This window comes from Streptomyces griseus subsp. griseus (assembly GCF_000720255.1).
Classification (GTDB): Bacteria; Actinomycetota; Actinomycetes; order Streptomycetales; family Streptomycetaceae; genus Streptomyces; species Streptomyces griseus_I.
This window is the reverse complement of record NZ_JOJE01000034.1, coordinates 25586-41978: the sequence shown is the minus strand read 5'-3', so window position 1 is coordinate 41978 and position 16393 is coordinate 25586. Positions and strand designations below refer to the sequence as shown.

The window sequence follows — 16393 nt, the reverse complement described above, 5'->3', positions numbered from 1 at the left end:
CTTCTCCTTCGCGGTGGTCGACTGCGACACGGGCGGGATGGTGCAGGGTCGAATGGCCGGGCTGTCCGGCTCCCCCTCACCACCCGGGCCGCCGTGGGGCGGGCCGGGTGGATCAGGCAGCCGTCAGCCACTGCGTGGCAGCGGAGACGTAGTCGGCTGGGTCTGCGGGGGTGCCGTCGTGGCACTCCAGGCACATGCCGAGCGTTTTGAGCGGGAGGCACCGGAAGTACCTTCGGCGGCACTTCGGGCAGGTCTGGCGTCGGGCCATGGCCTTGTCGAGCGCGGCTTCCTGAGCGAGCGTCGGCACGCGTTTGGGCTTGGCGAGCTCGAGGCTGTACAGCCAGGCCATGCGCTTGCCGGTGCGCCAGACCATCTGGGCGACGGGCTCGTGGCCGCCGGGGCACAGGCCCATCGCGCGTAACTGGCGGCGGGTGGCTAACCCGGTTGCGGGGACGGGGCCCTCGCCCCGGGCGGCTTTGCGGATCTCTGCCGCGCCGGGCACCTTGAGGTAGCCGTAGGTGGGGAAGACGTCGCCGTCGCCGTACAGGTCGATGTCCCGGACGACCGGCTCATCGGCCGGGGACTTGAGTTCAGCGGCGACGGCCACGGTTGTGTCCGCGGCCGGTGTGGACCTGGACACGGGAGCGTCCCTTGGCGCTGACGTTGATGGTGTCGCCGCGTCCGGTGCCCGTGGTGGTGAACAGCTTCAGCAGGATCCAGCCGCCCAGGCCTGCGAGGCCGATGAGCCCGAGGGTGACGAGCGCGTTGACCAGCTCCACGATCGCGTGGATCAGGAAGAAGACGCCGACGCCGCCGATGCCGACGATGAAGGCCACCAGGGCGGCCTTGATCAGGAGCGGGGAGACGAGCGGCTGCGGGGCCGGGGCGGGCGGCGGCGTGTAGTAGGCCGTCTGCTGGCCGTACGGGCCGGGGACGACGACCACGCCGTCCAGGCCGGCGGTCGGCGGGTAGACGACCGTGCCCTGGGGGAGCGGGACGACGTGCTGGCCGTAGGCGGGGGCGGGTGCCTGCCCGTACTGGGGCGGCAGTGGAGTCGGCAGGTATGCGGTCTGGGGCTGCTCGCCGTAGGACGGCATGATGGTGTCCTCCTCAGATGGGGAGCTCGGGCGGGTCATTTGGCGTGAGATCGCCCGGGGAGGCTCCGGCCTCTTCAGGGGCTCCGGGGTGGCTTCAACACCTCGGAGCCCTTGGAGCTGTCGGAACATCTGCGGACAGCAGGAGGCCCGTACCGGCGTTGTCGGTGCGGGCCTCCTGCTGTGCAGCCGATCGAGCCGAGCTGGCTTCAACAGCTCGGCTCGGGTCAGTCGGTCAGCGTGTGCCAGCGCGAGGCCATGACCTGGCCCCGCAGCAGGATCGTCGGCGGGTGGGTGGGGCCGTCCGCGAGCGGCAGCTCGATCGGTTCGTCCCGCTGCTCGGTGAAGTCGAACGTGAAGTCCACGGTGTCTTCCTCCGGTTCGTGGTTCATGCGGGGCGTTACGCGGTCTCGTCCAGGACGAGCTCGCCGTTGGCGATTTCCTCGTTGAGGAGATCGGCGAGCGCCTGGACGGTCTCCGTCTTGCCGGTGAGGCCGGCGGCCTTGAGCGAGCGGCGCGAGACCTTGCTGGATCCGGCGCGGATGATGCCGCGCGCGAGGTCCCGGGCTTCGGCGAGCTTGACGTCGTCGATGTCGGGCCGCGCGGGGGCCACGCTGTACTCGCGGGCGCGGGAGTTGGCCCCCTGGGAGAGGTCCATCTCCGGGTAGCGGCCCTCAGCGACGGGGCCAGTGGCTCCCGGGTGCTGGGGGCGGGGGCCGTTGGCGGGGGCCGCGTTGGCCGGGGTGGTCCCCTCGGTGCCGGTGTGGTCCCCGTCGGTGGTCCCCGCCGGAGCGGTGTGGTCCCCGTCGGTGTGGCTGTCGTTGGGGACCTTCACGGTGATGGTCCCCGCCGTGTGGGTGTGTGCGGCGGCGGTCCCGGAGGTGCGGGGGCCGGTCTCTTCGCTGGTGGCGGTCCCTGCCGGGGCGGTGGTCCCTGCCGGGGCGGGGACCGGGTGAGCCGGTGCGGGGGCCAGTTCGGGGACCGTGGCCCCCGAACTGGGGGCCAGGGCGGGGGCCGTCGTGTCCGTGGTGGGGGCCGGGAGGGCGGGGTGGTCCCCGCCGACGGTGGGGTTGGTCCCCGCTGTGGTCCCCGTCAGCTCCAGGGCGAGGTCCAGCATGCCGCCGCGAAGGGGCCACAGCTTCTCTGCGGGGGCCTTGCTGCGCCAGCGGCGCCCGTACCGGGACCGGAGGTCCCCGATCACCTTGCGGCGGTGCCGCTCCAGGATCAGGCCGATCCGGTAGGAGCGGACCTCCCAGAGGACCATCCGGCGCCAGATGCCGAATGTGCCGACGGGGTCCAGGAACCAGCGGCTGAGCCGGATGCCGTCCATGCGGCGCTCGGAGGTCATCCCGGTGCGGCGCCGTACGGCGTGCCGGACGCCCTCCATGAACGCGACGAACAGCACCGGCATGGCGGCGTGCATGCCCTGGCCGGTGACGCGCTCGTGCCAGGGCAAATCGGTATCAACTGCCGCCATGTTGAACCAGATTGTTGCAGCCGTGAACGCCCATGCGAGCCACCGGAGGGGGGCGAGGGGCATGTCGAGCTGCTCCAGGACCAGGTCGACGACCAGGAGGGCGAGAATGCCCAGGTCAACGCCGATGGGGACGATCCAGGAGTGGGATCCGAAGCCGTAGGTGCGGGCGACGTCTTCGACGGCGGCGAAGGAGCCGTATCCACCGAGTCCGGCGAGGCCTGCGAAGAAGATTCCGGCGATGCCGATGGCCCACTTCTGGGCCTTGGTGAAGGGCGGCGGCGCCTCGGGGCGGTCTGCCATTCGATTACCTTCCGTAAGGTGCGCACGGCGTCGGTGCGCACCGTGCGCGCGGGACAAACCGGTACGCATTGGGTGGTGCGCGGCCAGGGTGCGGGGTCCCTACCTGGGGCGGGGACGGGTGCGCACGGTGCGCGACGCTGCGCACCGTGCGCACCCGGTTTTGACTACTCTCCGTTGTCGCTGGAGAGGGGGGAGCGGAGGATGTCGTAGTGGCCGAAGCCCTCCTCGGACTCGTCCTCGGAGATCACCTTGCGCTCGATGAGGCGGTCGCGCTCGCGGTAGAACCAGCGCTTGGTGTCGGCCAGGCCGACCCGCAGGAGGATGTCGGTGACCTCGCGGGGAGCAAACGACAGTTTGCCTTCGCGCACCCACGTGTCGAGCCGCTTGTAGAGCTCCTGGCGGCCCTGCTCGCTGGTGAGCTTGTCGGCGTCGTCGTCGCCGCCCAGCGAGAGGACGGGGGCGTCGTCGGCCGGGGCCTCGATCTCGTCCTCGATGCGCAGGTGGTCGTACTCGCCGGGCTCGGGGTCCTCGTCCAGCACGTTCTGCAGCATCTCGTTGAGCTCCTCGACTTCGCGCGCGATGGTGTCCTCGTCCACGTCGTCCATCTCCTCCTCGGGCGGTCCGGAGTAGGCCGGCGCCGCCGCGGCCGGGGAGGCCGCGGGGGCGGCGGGGGCCGGAGCCGCCTGCTGCTGGGGGTTGTTCTCCTCTCCCTCCTCCTTGGGCAGCAGGGGGGCGTCGTACGTGGTGCGGTTGGTGTACAGGTCGCCGAACGCCTCAGCGGTGGTCGCGTCCAGCGGGGTGCGGATCGCCGCGCCTGCGGTGATGGCGTCGGCCTGGTCGCGCTTGCTGGCCAGCTCGGTGCGGGCGGTGACGTGCCACCGCTCCTCCGGGATGCCCAGGCCCGCCGCGTAGTGGTAACCCGGCTTGCGGTTGCCCCACTGCGGCCAGGCGCCGGCCTCCACGGCCTCGTCCGGCAGGCAGTACTGGGAGTCGGCGCCGTCCCGCAGGCCGAAGCACAGGCCAGCGGGCGAGTTGGCGCGGGAGTCGGTGTCCATGTTGTTGTGCGTCGCACGCTGGATGGACGTCAGGATCCAGATGCCGGCGGCGCGCGCCGTGCGCAGGATCTTCTGGTAGTGCTCGTTGTCGGCGGCGAAGTCCGCGGCTTCCTCACCGATGATGACGAGGAAGTTGAGGCCGCAGCCGGGCTCCCACTTCGACATGCCCTTCGCGGCGAGGAAGTCGGTGCGCTTCTCGATCGCGTTGGGCAGGATCTTGAAGAATCGCCGGGCGGCGTCCTTCTTGTCGATCGGCCACTCGATGCCGTGCCGGACGTGCCCGAAGTCCTGCTGGAACTTCGAGCAGTCGATCACGATCACAGAGGCCTCGGTGCGGGTGCCGACCTCGGTGATGATGAGCTGGTTGCCCTGCGTCTTACCGGCACCGTTCACGCCCATCGCGATGCAGTGCTCAACGTTGCCGTTGGACAGCGGGCCCGGGTCGCGCAGCATGCCGGTGAGGTTGAGCAGGACGTCCTCGCCGTCCTCGTAGCGGCCGGTGCGGATCGGAACGTCGCCGATGGACGCGCCGAACGCGGACGGGCCGCGCCAGGGGAAGCCCTCCTTGAGCAGGTCGGCGACCTGCACGCGCAGGGTGACCTGGGAGGAGTCGTCATCGTCCACGGTGTGGGTGATGCGTCCCTTGCCCAGCTTCAGGGCCGAAGCCATCGCGGGGATCCTGCGCGCGAGGTCGTCGGCGGTCGCGCCGTCCTTGGCCTCCACCGTGGCGATCACGGTGCCCTTGCCGTTGGAGGCGGCCTCCTTCAGCTCGTGCTTGGCCAGGCCGATCTCGCTCTCGAGCTTCTCCCACCGGCTGGCGCTCTTCTCCGAGCCCGCCTTGTAGAACTTGCTCCAGAGGTTGTTCGCGGCCGCCATCCCGACGCCCCCGAGGAACCAGGCCGCGGCCGTTGCCGGGGTGTCGACGCCGACGACCGTGCCCAGGGTGGCAGCGGCGGTGACGACACCGGTGTTGACCTGGTGCCAGATCCGCTGGTCCTTGGGGCGCTTGGCCTTGGCGTCGATGTGGGACATCAGGCGGCACACGGCCGCGCCGGTGCCGGCCAGCCCCAGCGAGGCGAGCGCCAGGGCGGTGGGGTTGCCGGTGAGCGCGACGTGCGCGAGCTCCACGGGGAGCGGCCCGAGGACGGTGACCGCCCAGGGCCCGCCGTAGGTGAGCCGGGCACCGCGGCTCTCCTGGATCTCTTCGTCGCTGCGGGGGTCGAACTTCTTCGAACGAGATGCGCGGCGTGCCATTTAGGCGGCCCTTCCTGCTTCGCCGGGCTTCCCGGCGGTGTCAGACGGCTTGTCACCGATGGAGAACCCGGGCTTCTTCGAGCCCTTGCCCTTGCGGGCCTCGGCCTCGGCTTCCTGCTCGGGCCGGATGAAGTGTTTGACGAAGCTCGCGTACATTTTCACGCCCGCCAGTCCGAGCACCTTCGCCGCCGACGCACCCGCCTTGAGGTGGGCGCCGACCAGCTTCGCGCGGATCTTGGACTGGAGGCCGAACGTGTACCACTTGCCCTTGTACTGGCTGAGGATCGCGGTGATCATGTCGGCGTCGAACGCCACGCGCGTGTACAACTCGAAGCCGATCGCGCGCAGGAGCTTCGCGTAGTTGTAGAGGTCGCGGTCGGTCTTGAACTCGATCTTCTCGAGCTGCTGGATCATCTTGTGGAGGTCCGAGCCGACCTTGACCTCGGAGCTACCGGTGTCGTCGCTCATGTGGGTGGGAGTCCTTCCGGAGAGGGATCAGGGGGTTGTGCGGGCGGGGGCTCTGTCACCTCCCCGCGGTTCCGGACCGGGGCCCGGAGCCACGGGCAGACGGCAGGTTCACCGGCTGCTGCTGGCCTGGCTGTTGTCGCCGGCGTTCTGCACCGCCGTGGCGATGCCGGAGCCGATGCCGTTGATCGCCCCGGCGATCGGGGACGTGGCCAGGGCGTAGCCGCAGATCAGCGCCGCGATCACGGCGCCCATCGCCAGGTCCGCCTTCCACAGCAGCCAGACCGCGCCGCCGGAGAGCAGCGCGACGGGGATGGTGATCATTGAGTCCTCCTGGGGACAGGGGAGTTGGGGATGTGCTCCTCAGCCATCGCGGGGAGGGCCGAACGAGCGGGGAAGGGAACTTCCGTCGCTCTCCACCGCCACCGGGCCGCAGGGCGGGCCGGTGGCGACTGGGCAACGCCGGGGGTTCAGGCCGCGATAGCGAGCGGCCGGTGCGGGGCGATGACGCTGCCGTCCGGCAGCAGCTCGCCGGTGTCGTCGAAGACCAGGACGCCGTTACACAGCAGCGACCAGCCCTGCTCGGGGTGATGGGAGACGATGTGCGCGGCCTCGCGGTCCGAGCTGTTCGCCGGCGGACACGGGGTCTGGTGGCGGCAGTTCACGGCGATCACTTCCCGCCTCGGGCGCGGCGCAGGGCCTCGTCCATGTCCGGGTCGGAGTCGGTGTTGCCGATCGGGCGTGCGATGCTGATGAGCATCAGGGCCTCCAGCAAGGTCCTGGACAACCCCCGTGGGGCCTCATCCCTTGGGGGTTGTCGTCGTTTCGGGCGGGCGGGATGCCCTGCTCCGAGCGGCGCATGGCCGCAGTGCCCCGGACCGGACTCGAACCGGTCGTGCTACTTCCCACGGGGCCCGCGATCTTCGCCCTTTCTCACCGCGCGTTCGGATCGCTTGTCCGCCCGAGGGCGGCAAGGGAAAAGGTGCTTCGGAAGCTGTCTGCGCGGCAGGGCTGGCTTGTCGCTGTTGCCTGTCCCGCATCTCGCCTGCGGGCTGGCGGTCCGCATCCCCTGCGGACTGGGCCGGTTCAACCAGAGGACTCACCTGGTGGCACCCCTCCGCAGATCTCTTGCTCGGAGGTGCCGGCTAGTCGTAGCGCCGGATGTTCGATGTGGAGTTGAGAAGGAACGGCCACTCCGCAGATCCACCCACCGCGATGGCGGGCCTCACCTTGGGCGTCTGGTGCTGTCGGGATCCGAGTCCGGCTCCCTCATCCGGCGCCGCCCTCGTGGGCGGTTCCGGGTGGGGGAGCCGGGTCCGTGAGGACCCGGCTGGAGCTAGGCCGCGACGGGCAGAAGCGCGGCGGCCGGCGGCGCGATGCGCAGCTGCGCGGCGTAGGGGATGAGCGCGTCGACCAGGCGCTCGCGGACCAGCTCGGTGATCGAGGGGTCCGTCGCGAGGATGTCCTCGGCTGCGGCCCTGCGCGCCGCGAAGTCGTGGGCGACCTGGTCCTGCGCGGCCTTCCGGCCCTTCTTGAGGCTGGAGGCGGCGTCCCAGCGGGCCAGCTCGTCCGGGGTCACGAACTCGTGCATCTCCAGCGGCGTTCCGAACGCGACGTCCAGGTCGACGTCGCCGAACTCCGGCAGCTCCACCTCGATCGCGTCCAGCAGCTCCTGGGTCTCCATGTCGAAGTCCTCGGTGGCGAGGCTGGCGGCGGGGCGGCTGGTGACGTTCATGGGGTGGTGCTCCCTTCGGTGGGGCGGGCTCGGAGCGTTCGGGCATGCCAAGCAGCGCCATGGCATGACGGGGTGGCTACTCCTTGCGTTCGGCTACTCACCGCCGCTGGAGCACCTCGATTACAACGCCGCTATCCAGCGGGTGTCAACCTGTCTAGCTAACCAATGTTCTGAATGTGGCTTGACCTGCGCTTTCATGGGGAGGAAAACATGCGCCGAGTGTTCCGACTTTCGAGAGACAACTAGACATGTCATGCTGTGCGCGTCGGGCAGCGAGATCAGCTGGCCGGCCACGAAGGGGAAGGACAGGCAACTGGTGCCCAAGAAGGAGCCCGGGAAGGTTGAGCGGATCGCCGCCGACATCCGGGACAAGATCGAGCGCGGCGCGCTGCCGCCGGGGTCCCGCCTGCCTGGCGTCCCCCAGCTCCAGAAGGATCACGGCATCGCCTACCAGACCGCCCGTGATGTCTACGGGCTGCTGGAGGGCGAGGGCCTGGTGTTCTCGCGCCGCGGGAAGGGCACCTTCGTTTCGCTGGTGGTCGGGAAGCTCCTCTCCGACCGAACCACGCGCTACCTGGCCGCGATTCGCGAAGCCGGCGGCGCCGCCGGAGCCTTCCAGGCGGAGCTGAAGGCTCGAGGCCTCAGCCTCAAGAACCAGGTGGTCATCGACCGTGACGTGCCGCCCAAGAAGGTGGCGGAGATATTCGGCATGCACCACCGCGCCAAGACCCTGAAGCGCGCGCGGATCATGTCCGCGTGCCAGCCCGGCAACGAGGATGCGGCCGAAGTCATCCAGGTCGCGACAAGCTGGTTCCCGCCCGACGTCGTCGACGCCTGCCCTGTCCTTGCAGACCTGGAGACGGGCACTGGGGGCAGCAAGTCGAGGCTGGCCGAAGCGGGCTTCAAGCAGGTTCGCCTTCGCGAGGAAGTCGAGGTCAGGGCACCGTCCTCGGACGAGGCCAAGGCACTCGGGATTCCTGCCGACCAGTCCGTCCTGGAGATCACGCACAAAGGCCTGACCTCCGAACACCGCGTGGTGGAGATCTGCCTGCACGTACTGCCGCGAAACAAATGGGCGCTCGCGTACGAGTGGCCCATCGACAGCCCGGAACCCGGGTGACCTGTAGGACCCCCCGTCCCGCTCCCCGAGCTGGGGCGGACCGAATACCCATTGACCACAACAGCTAGGAGCTTGAACCACATGGCCAGCAACGAGATCACCGAGACCGGCACGATCGTGCGCGACGCCCGCACCCGGTACACCACCGCTCAGCGTGAGGAGAACGGTGCACGCGGTGCGTTCGACGCTGAGCTGCAGCGCACCGGACTGGCGCCTCGTTCCGAGGTCTCCGTCAGCCGTGCGGCGGCCCCGGGCGACGTTGCCGAGCTGCTGGGCGCCAGTGGCGAGGTCGTCGTTCGCGCTCGCGAGATGTTCGACGGCGACCGCCTGGTGCAGCTCGCCACCACGTACATCCCGGTCGATGTCGCTGAGGCCGCCGGTGTCGAGCAGGTGGACACCGGCGTGGGCGGCATCATCAGCCGGATGAAGGAGGCGGGCTTCGACCAGGGCGACACCGCTACCGAGGACATCGCGCTGCGCCCGGCCACCGCGGACGAGGCTGCGCGCCTCGGTCTGCCGGAGGGTTCGGACGTGCTGACCATCAACCACATCGGTCGCACGGCCGACGGGCGAGTGGTTGAGGTGACCCAGCACGTGCTTGCGAAGGGCTGGACGCTGCGGTTCTCCGTTCCGCTCGCCTGAGTCCGTGCGGCACGAGTCGGTGCCCTGCCCTGGGCAGGGCACCGACCGGCCCCCTCCTTCTGAACTCCTGGAGACTGAGCCCAACATGAACGCCGGAAAGCGCCTGACCAGCGAAGAGCTGGTGGAAGAGCTCCGCAGCGCGCTCGACGCTGACAACGGCTGGATCCCCGCCCTCGTGAGCTCGGAAGGGCCCCCCGCCGGCGTGTCCAGGGATGCTGCGCTGGACGTAATGGTCATGCGGCTGCAGGAGTTCGCGGAGGCACCAACTGTGCCGGACGCCGTCGCTCGCCAGCTCAAGAACGCGGCCGACGCGGCTGACGCAGCCCTCGTCACTGAAGGCGGTGCACAGTACGGAGCCTTGGGGGCCGCGTACGCGTACATCGTCCAGGCCCGACTCGCGGCAAACAAATGAGCTGGTCCTGATGCCCACGGCATCGTCGTTTCCACCATGGCGCTCACCGGTCCCTCCTGTTGGAGGGCGCCAGCAGGGCCTTCAGAATCAACCCGGTAACGCCGGTGCCGGCCACGGTGGTGACGATGTCCCGGACCACCAGGAGCAGGACCGAGACGACCAGGCCAACGGTCAGGATCGCCGTGATGGCCACGGCGGCTCGGGCCCAGTGCCGTGTCCTCGGCAGCGGTGCGCGCTCACCGCAACGGCAGCCGATGACGGGAGCGTTGGATGTGAGGTCAGTGGAGCGGCCGTGCGCGTCGGTCACCAGATGCCGATCGTCGGTCATGGTGTCCCTCCTCAACTCGCCGCTGGATCGCATGAATTTGCTGATCACAACCGTCTGATGGGGGAGCATGACCAAACGAGGTCCGGCAGCGGCCCCGTACCGGACCAGTCCGGGACATGAAGAGGACCGCTGGCGGACCAGGGCTCTCGCTCTGCTGACTAGCCGTCGTCGCGGCACGACACTGGCGCTGCAGAGCACGTATTCGTGACTCGGGAGGACTGGTGGCCGGCAACGCACGCAAGGGGGATCCACGCACCACGTTGGAGTTCCTGCTGCGCCAGCAGCCGCGCACATATGAAGAGATCGTCCGTGACTTCGGGCGTCTCGCCGATGAGCTGGGTGAGGACGTCACCCTCAGCACTCGGCACCTGCGGCGGCTGGCCAGTGGAGAGCGGGCCAGCACCACCCCAGTCATGCGCCGTGTTCTGCAACAGATGTTCGGCAAGCCGATCGATGCGCTTCTCGCCCCTTGGGGCGGCGAAGCCTTACCGGCGGTGGACGAATCCACGGGGCTGGTCCTGGCCACAGGGCAGCCGACTGCGGACCGGGAGTTGATTGAAATGGCAGCACGACGCGCTAAGAGTTTCGCCCTTGCAGCAGGTCAGACGGAGCTGACATCCGACGTCATGGAGCAGGTACACGCGGACGTCCAGCGTCTGGCGACGGACTACCCGCAGATGCCCCTGTCGGAGCTGCTGCCCGATCTGATCACGACGCAGGACACGGTCTTCACCCTGCTGGAACAGCAGCGCCGCCCCTCTCAGGCGCGCCAGCTGTACTTCCTCGCCGGGGTCACCGGGGGACTGCTCGCGAAGGCCTCGCACGACCTCGCCGACCCGCACGCGGCCCTGACCCAGGCGCGGACGGCGTTCGTCTGCGCGGACAACGCCGACCACAACGGCCTGCGTGCGTGGATCCGCGGCATCCAGTCCCTGGTCTCGTACTGGGCTGGCCGCACGCGAGAGTCCGTCAAGTACGCCCAGTCCGGCGCCGAATTCGCCGCGACCAACACCTCCAGCGTGTGGCTGCCGATGAACGAGGCCCGCGCCTGGGCGGCCCTCGGCAACGCGAACGCGGCACGGGCCGCCATCGAGCGAGCGGAGAGCGCGTGGGACCTCGTCCAGGAGGACGAGGTCGACGAGCTCGGTGGCCTGTGCAGCTTCGGCCGTACCCGGCAGATCTACTACGCGGCGGAAGCCCTGTCGTGGCTGCCGTCGCAGGCTGAAGCCGCAGGCGACTACGCCACGCGGGCCGTGGAGGCCTACGCGGACAACTCGTCTCCGGAGTGGGCCTTCGGCGATCAGGCCGGCTCCCACAGCGCTTTGGCCATCGCGCGCATCCAGGCTGGCGAGCTGGAAGGCGCCGAAGAGGCCGTTGCACCGGTCCTCGGGCTCGTTCCCGAGCAGCGCATCAACGGGATCATCACCTGCACGCAGCGGGTGCACCGCGCGCTGCGGGACTCGCCGCTCGCCGATGCCGGCGCCGATCTGCAGGAGCAGATCGAGGTCTTCACCCGTACGCCTCTGAAGTCTCTGCCCCGTTAGGAGTTCCGTTGCCGTATCCGATCCGCGTCACCGGCAGCACCGTCGTGCTGCGGGAGTTCTGCATGCAGGACGTCGACGACGTCCTGGCGATCATCGGGGACGACAAGGTCACGACGTGGCTCAGCTTCGACAGCCGTGACCGCGACCAGGCCGTCGCCATGATCGAGGGCACGCTCGAGCGCGCCCGGCAGGAACCGCGGACGGAGTTCTACTTCGGGGTGACCAAGCGCGACGACGACCGCGTGATCGGGTTCGCCCGGATCGGGCTCAGCGGTGTCCAGGCTGGGAAGTTGGGCTACGCCATCGCAGCGAAGGAGTGGGGCCGCGGCTACGCCACGGACGCGGCCCGCGCTCTGGTCACGTACGCGTTCAAGGACCTCGGTCTCCACCGGATCACCACAGCGATCGGCCCGGACAACATCGCCTCGACCGCCGTCGTGCAGCAGCTTGGGTTCACCCGCGAAGGCGCGCTGCGGGACCACGTCTTCACCAACGGGCAGTGGCGCGACAGCGTGCTGTTCTCCGTCCTCGCCCACGAGTGGAGCTGGTGATGGCGACACGGTTCGTGCACTGCGCCGGGAGGACGAAGCGGGTCCGGTCTGAACACGACACTGTCGGCGCATCGTTCGGCGATGGCAAAGATCACTCCCGTCGTGTATCTTTCAGGAGATCATCGATCTTGAAAGGCTGGGCCATGTCCGACGCGAACCCCTTGGAGCGGGTGGACGCCCTACTCGATGACGTCTTGCCACCGCCGCGCGTGCGGCAGCAGCTGCGTCTCGCTGCGGGCCTCACCCAGCAGGAGGTTGCGGACGCTGTGGGCGTGAAGCGCCTCGCCGTGGCTCGTTGGGAGTTGGGGCAGACCCATCCGCGTCGTCCTCACCGCGCGGTCTACATGCACCTGCTCAAGCGGCTTGCCGAGCGGTTCCCGCAAGCTGCGGAACTGGATGAGGGCATGCCGACGCCGGCCTCGGAATCAAGGGGGTCGGGATGACCTAGGTCATCGGCCGCGCGCGCCAAGGAGCGGACTTACCACCCGCTGGCCTCGCGCGGCCCGTCTACCGACCGGATTAACCACCCGCGTCGGCCGCTCAGGTCCCGGCTGTCACCGGTCCTGAGCTGCGGCTCATCGAGCCGCACATTTCCCAATCGGCCCCTCATCAGGGCCACTGCACTAACCACGGCCACCACAGCCGCGGCAGTACCAACCGAAAGGACACCTATCGACAGCAGTCCGCCCGCAGGGCCCCCACCACAGGGGCTTCTGCGATCAACCACCACCGAAACGAGAGGAGAAATCTCCCCCACCCATCGGCGTCGCCCGCTCCTCACGGAGGGGGCGTACCCAACCCATCCGCACACCCGGCTCGGCCGGCCCCGAGGGGCTTGGTCGGTCCACGCATATGGAAGGCAGGTCGTTTCTCATAGTGCCCGAGAGTGGTGTCCCCTGTCAGCTTGAGCATGTCCGTTTCACCCCGGTTCAGGCGCGGCGATCTTCCCGCGTGACGGAATCGGCGTCCGGTTCATTCGGCTTTACCCGCTTCGTACAGGAAGAGGGTCTTCCAGTAGGAAGCTCCAAGAGCAGCTCTTTCGAGGTCTGCTCGATGAGCGTGGTCGCGGTGTCTGCAGCCCCGCTCGTGCACCCGCTCTCGGAGGTCGTCGACAACTGCGTCGACGGCGGCGTCCGGGAGGGTGTCGTCCCGTGTGGCGGGACGGGTTCCAAGATTGTTGCCCGCCGTGCGGGAGTGCCGGGGGTATCTGCGGCTGAGCAGAATCTATCCACAGGTGATCTGGTCCATGGTCGCTGGATGGATCATGTTCTGACGTCTCTGCGGGGTGTCCAGTGAGCGCGGTCGCGGCGTGGGCCGCCCCGCTCGTGCCCCCTCGCTCGGAGTTCATCGGCGGGGCGCCGCGCTCTCGGCTGCGGTCGGTTCCGGCTCAGGCCGGTCCGGTCGTTCCGCTGGAGCTGGGCAACCCGCTCCAGTTGACGGAGACGATGCGCACGCGGCTGCTCGCGGCGGTGCGTGCGCTGGTGTCGGGCCCGGCGCTGGACGGGGCGTGTGACGCCACGCGGCTGGCGTCGGTGGTGCTGCTGGCGAAGGCCCGGGTCGCTGCCGACTACAGCACGGAGATCACTACTGCGGAGCTGGGCCGGTGGCTCGGGCTGGGGAAGTCCCGGGTCGCGCACACGGTGTTGCCGGAGCTGCGCGACCGCGGCGTGCTCGGGTCGAACGAGACGAACAGCGCGGCCGGGCGGGCGACGGGCCTGGAGTGCTGGGTGATCCCGATGTACCGGGCGCAGCAGGCCGGGGACCGGCGGCACGTCCTGGCGCTGTCGCGGGTGGAGCTGGCGGTGCTGCTCAAGCTGATCGAGGTCTTGTTCGCGCCGGGCTGGGCGCACAAGGACGGGCGGGTGACCCCGGCCGGGATGCTCGCGGACCGTACGGGGCGCGGGGCGGCCACGGACCGGCTCGGGCTGCTGCTGATGGTGCTGTCGACGAACTCCAAGGGCTGGCTGAAGCTGTGCCCGGGGTCGGTGGACACCGAGCGGGGCCGTCCGGCGGCGACGGTCGGCCGGCTGCTGGGCTGCTCGCCGTCGGGCGGGGCGAAGGTCCTGGCTCGGCTGGAGGAGCGGGGCACGGTGACGGTGGACCGGCGCGAGACGGCGTCCCAGATGAACGCGCGCAGCCGGGTGCGGCTGCTGCCGGTCGCCCAGGCGCACGGTCTGCTCGTACGGGAGGCCCGCAAGGCCGCCGACGCCGTGTTTTCAGACCTTGCTGTTACTGCATCCGGAGATCTTGAGACTGGCGAGGACGCTGGGACCCTTGCGGTTACTGGGGTGTCGGGTGCCGGGCAGGGTCAGGAGGCCGATACGGCAGACCTCGCCGTTGCTGCACACCTTCACGCCTCTCACGCTTCTGGGGTTACTCCTGGTGGGTCGCTTGAGCTCTCTTGTGGGTTTTCCGGCGAAGGCCGTGGTGGGACCGGTGGTCGGCCGGAGCGCGCGGGTACGTGCGAGGACCAGGCCCCGGACGCTGATGCCGCTGACGAGCTGCGCCTGGTCGACGGCAAGGGCGGCCCGCTTCGCGGGGAACAGCGTGAGAAGTCCCCGTCGATCAGCGATGAGGGCGACTGCGGGTCGGTGGTCGGCGCTTCGGTGCGGGCCGTGGACGGTGCGGGTCAGGGCAGGCAGCAGCGGGGGAGGGTGCCGCTGCCGCCGGAAGACCTGCGGGTGATCTTGGAGCCGGTCCGGCTGGTGTGGGAGCGCCTGGAGCGTCGGGGCGCCCGGAAGCTGGTGGAGTCCGCGACTCGCACCGAGCTGCTCCTGGTGGAGGGGTTCGCGGGCCGCGTCGACGCGCCGCAGATCCTCGCCGACCGCCTCACCCGGCGTCTGGAGGAGCAGATGCGTCTGGGCGCGCCGATCACGAGCCCCGTGGGCTGGCTGGTCAGCCGTGCTCTGCCCCAGCGTCAGGAGTGCGGCGAAAAGCTGTGCGACGAGGGCGTGCTGCTCGACTCGGGCCGTGAGTGCCCGCGGTGCGAAGACCGGCGCTTCGACAGCCGTGACCGGCGCCAGGCGGTCGCGGCCGCCGTCGACGCCGCGATGCCGTACGCCTCGCCGGAGGAGCGCCGTACGGCGACCGAGCGGCAGCTGCACGAGACCGTGACCGCCCAGGCCTGGGCCCGCGAGCACCGCTTCGAGCAGGTCCGGGCCCGGAAGGCGGCGGCCGCCAAGGCCCGTGCCGAAGCCACGGTCGTGCGCCCCGCCATCGATGAGCCGGCCGCGCCGTCCGCCCCGATCGTGCTGCCCGCTCCCCGCCCGGCACCCGCCATCGCACCGGAGCCGCAGGACGACGTCGTCGACCAGACGCCGCTGGTCCTCGAGGAACTGACCCGCGAGCAGGTCCTGGACTGGCGCAACCGCGCCGCGAAGGACCACCAGGTCGTCTTCGACCACATCGACCGGTACGGCGAGGTGTCGGCGCAACGGCTGTTCACGAGGGCGTTCGTCTCGCAGGTGACCCGGATGTCCCGCCTCGGGCACCTGAACCTCGGCTACACCACCTGGGAGCAGTCATGAGCGGCGGCGAGCTGTCGGGGGTCGACCTGGCGCGGGTCGCGTTGCGGGCCGCACTGGAGACGGCGCGGAAGAACGGCGGCAACGGCCGTACGGCGAAGGCGAAGCCGCGCATGACGCCGTCGGTGCGGCACGGCGGGCGCGAACCGCTGGGGCTCGGTGCCGCGATCGGCATGCTGGTGAACGAGCGGGCGTGGGAGCTCCCGGCCGCCGGCGCTTCACTGCGGGAGCGGTGGGAGGCCATCGCCCCCGAGTTCGCCGGGCACGTCGCCGCGGTCGGGTACGACGCCGACTCCGGCCGGCTCACCGTGTGCCCGGAGTCGGCGGCCTGGGCGACGAAGCTGCGCCTGGAGCAGGCCCGCGTCGTCCAGGCGGCGAACGAGTCGGCGGGCCGTACGGTCGTGCGCGGCCTGCGGATCCTCGCACCAGGGTCGGTGCCTGTGTCCGAACCGGACGCTGTCGCCCCGGCGGCCGCGCCCAACGGTCCGGTGAAAACCCGCGAGTCGGCGTCCGAGGGCTACCGCCAGGCGCTCGCCGCGCACCAGTCCGTCGCGCCCGCGCGGCGGGTGGACCAGGGCATCGCGCAGGCAGTCGAACGCCAGAACCGGGCGATGCGCGAGCTGAGCCGCCGCGCGTTCCCGGAGCCGGAGGTGTCCTCGGACGACCAGCCGGCCCCGATCGAAGCGGGCCGCATCCAGCGCCGCCGTGAAGCCGAGGCCACCCGCACCCTTGCGCTGCGCCGGGCCCGTACCGAGCGAGCAGCCCGGCAGAACAGCACCGCTGCGGGACAACCCGAGGACCCGGCAGTCGCGTTGGAGCGTACGGCGTGACCAGAAGCAGCGGGCTGGTCTCGCCGGGTCGGGTGATCGGGGCCTTGAGGGCCGCCGCCGAC

General features: G+C 70.1%; 18 protein-coding genes. 8 read left to right on the top strand and 10 right to left on the bottom strand.

What is annotated here, in order from left to right; all coding sequences use genetic code 11:
- Positions 1–112 precede the first annotated feature (112 nt).
- The 9 genes from IG99_RS33525 to IG99_RS33490 all read right to left on the bottom strand — a co-directional run bounded on the left by IG99_RS33525 (position 113) and on the right by IG99_RS33490 (position 7380).
- Entirely contained in the window at positions 113–640 is a 528-nt protein-coding gene (locus IG99_RS33525) for an RRQRL motif-containing zinc-binding protein (RefSeq protein WP_324606156.1), read from the bottom strand.
- Complete coding sequence (locus tag IG99_RS33520) at positions 591–1097, bottom strand: hypothetical protein (RefSeq protein ID WP_037680704.1); 507 nt, start codon at positions 1095–1097, stop codon at positions 591–593. Before IG99_RS33520 ends, IG99_RS33525 begins: the two co-directional genes overlap by 50 nt.
- Before the next feature lie 224 nt (positions 1098–1321).
- Positions 1322–1486 carry a hypothetical protein gene (locus IG99_RS49150; RefSeq protein ID WP_158973288.1) on the bottom strand — a complete coding sequence of 55 codons (165 nt, stop codon included), beginning with the start codon at positions 1484–1486 and terminating at the stop codon, positions 1322–1324.
- Positions 1487–1494: 8 nt separating this feature from the next.
- On the bottom strand, positions 1495–2871 hold the full coding sequence (locus tag IG99_RS44430; RefSeq protein ID WP_051866196.1) for a DUF2637 domain-containing protein: 1377 nt from the start codon (positions 2869–2871) through the stop codon (positions 1495–1497).
- A 164-nt stretch (positions 2872–3035) separates the two neighbouring features.
- Positions 3036–5180 (bottom strand): FtsK/SpoIIIE domain-containing protein, encoded by a 2145-nt coding sequence (locus tag IG99_RS33510; RefSeq protein ID WP_037680703.1) that lies wholly within the window; start codon positions 5178–5180, stop codon positions 3036–3038.
- Positions 5181–5648 (bottom strand): hypothetical protein, encoded by a 468-nt coding sequence (locus IG99_RS33505; RefSeq protein WP_037680701.1) that lies wholly within the window; start codon positions 5646–5648, stop codon positions 5181–5183. It lies immediately after the preceding gene.
- Positions 5649–5756: 108 nt separating this feature from the next.
- Positions 5757–5969 carry a hypothetical protein gene (locus tag IG99_RS33500; RefSeq protein ID WP_037680699.1) on the bottom strand — a complete coding sequence of 71 codons (213 nt, stop codon included), beginning with the start codon at positions 5967–5969 and terminating at the stop codon, positions 5757–5759.
- 146 nt (positions 5970–6115) lie between these two features.
- Positions 6116–6319 (bottom strand): DUF5999 family protein, encoded by a 204-nt coding sequence (locus IG99_RS33495; RefSeq protein WP_234312051.1) that lies wholly within the window; start codon positions 6317–6319, stop codon positions 6116–6118.
- A 662-nt stretch (positions 6320–6981) separates the two neighbouring features.
- Positions 6982–7380, bottom strand: coding sequence for a hypothetical protein (locus tag IG99_RS33490; protein WP_037680697.1), 399 nt, complete (start codon positions 7378–7380; stop codon positions 6982–6984).
- Positions 7381–7696: 316 nt separating this feature from the next.
- Between IG99_RS33490 and IG99_RS33485 the strand changes: the two genes are divergently transcribed.
- From IG99_RS33485 to IG99_RS33475, 3 genes are all read left to right on the top strand, one after another.
- Positions 7697–8500, top strand: coding sequence for a GntR family transcriptional regulator (locus tag IG99_RS33485; protein ID WP_037680768.1), 804 nt, complete (start codon positions 7697–7699; stop codon positions 8498–8500).
- 81 nt (positions 8501–8581) lie between these two features.
- On the top strand, positions 8582–9142 hold the full coding sequence (locus tag IG99_RS33480) for a UTRA domain-containing protein (protein ID WP_037680695.1): 561 nt from the start codon (positions 8582–8584) through the stop codon (positions 9140–9142).
- Between the two features lie 85 nt (positions 9143–9227).
- Positions 9228–9554, top strand: coding sequence for a hypothetical protein (locus IG99_RS33475; RefSeq protein WP_037680694.1), 327 nt, complete (start codon positions 9228–9230; stop codon positions 9552–9554).
- 43 nt (positions 9555–9597) lie between these two features.
- On the opposite strand, the gene IG99_RS33470 is transcribed toward IG99_RS33475, so the two are convergent.
- Positions 9598–9882: a hypothetical protein gene (locus IG99_RS33470; protein WP_037680692.1), complete on the bottom strand. Its 285-nt coding sequence runs from the start codon at positions 9880–9882 to the stop codon at positions 9598–9600.
- A gap of 221 nt (positions 9883–10103) precedes the next feature.
- Between IG99_RS33470 and IG99_RS33465 the strand changes: the two genes are divergently transcribed.
- The 5 genes from IG99_RS33465 (at position 10104) to IG99_RS33445 (ending at position 16331) form a co-directional block, all read left to right on the top strand.
- Entirely contained in the window at positions 10104–11426 is a 1323-nt protein-coding gene (locus IG99_RS33465; RefSeq protein ID WP_063768363.1) for a hypothetical protein, read from the top strand.
- A gap of 8 nt (positions 11427–11434) precedes the next feature.
- On the top strand, positions 11435–11977 hold the full coding sequence (locus IG99_RS33460) for a GNAT family N-acetyltransferase (RefSeq protein WP_037680689.1): 543 nt from the start codon (positions 11435–11437) through the stop codon (positions 11975–11977).
- A gap of 143 nt (positions 11978–12120) precedes the next feature.
- The gene (locus IG99_RS33455) at positions 12121–12420 is read left to right on the top strand and encodes a helix-turn-helix transcriptional regulator (RefSeq protein ID WP_037680687.1); all 300 of its coding nucleotides are present in this window, start codon (positions 12121–12123) and stop codon (positions 12418–12420) included.
- Positions 12421–13269: 849 nt separating this feature from the next.
- Positions 13270–15504 (top strand): hypothetical protein, encoded by a 2235-nt coding sequence (locus tag IG99_RS48055; RefSeq protein ID WP_051866193.1) that lies wholly within the window; start codon positions 13270–13272, stop codon positions 15502–15504.
- A complete protein-coding gene (locus IG99_RS33445; protein ID WP_051866191.1) occupies positions 15501–16331 on the top strand; it encodes a DciA family protein in 831 nt (276 codons plus the stop codon). The genes IG99_RS48055 and IG99_RS33445 overlap by 4 nt, the downstream gene beginning before the upstream one ends.
- Positions 16332–16393 lie beyond the last annotated feature (62 nt).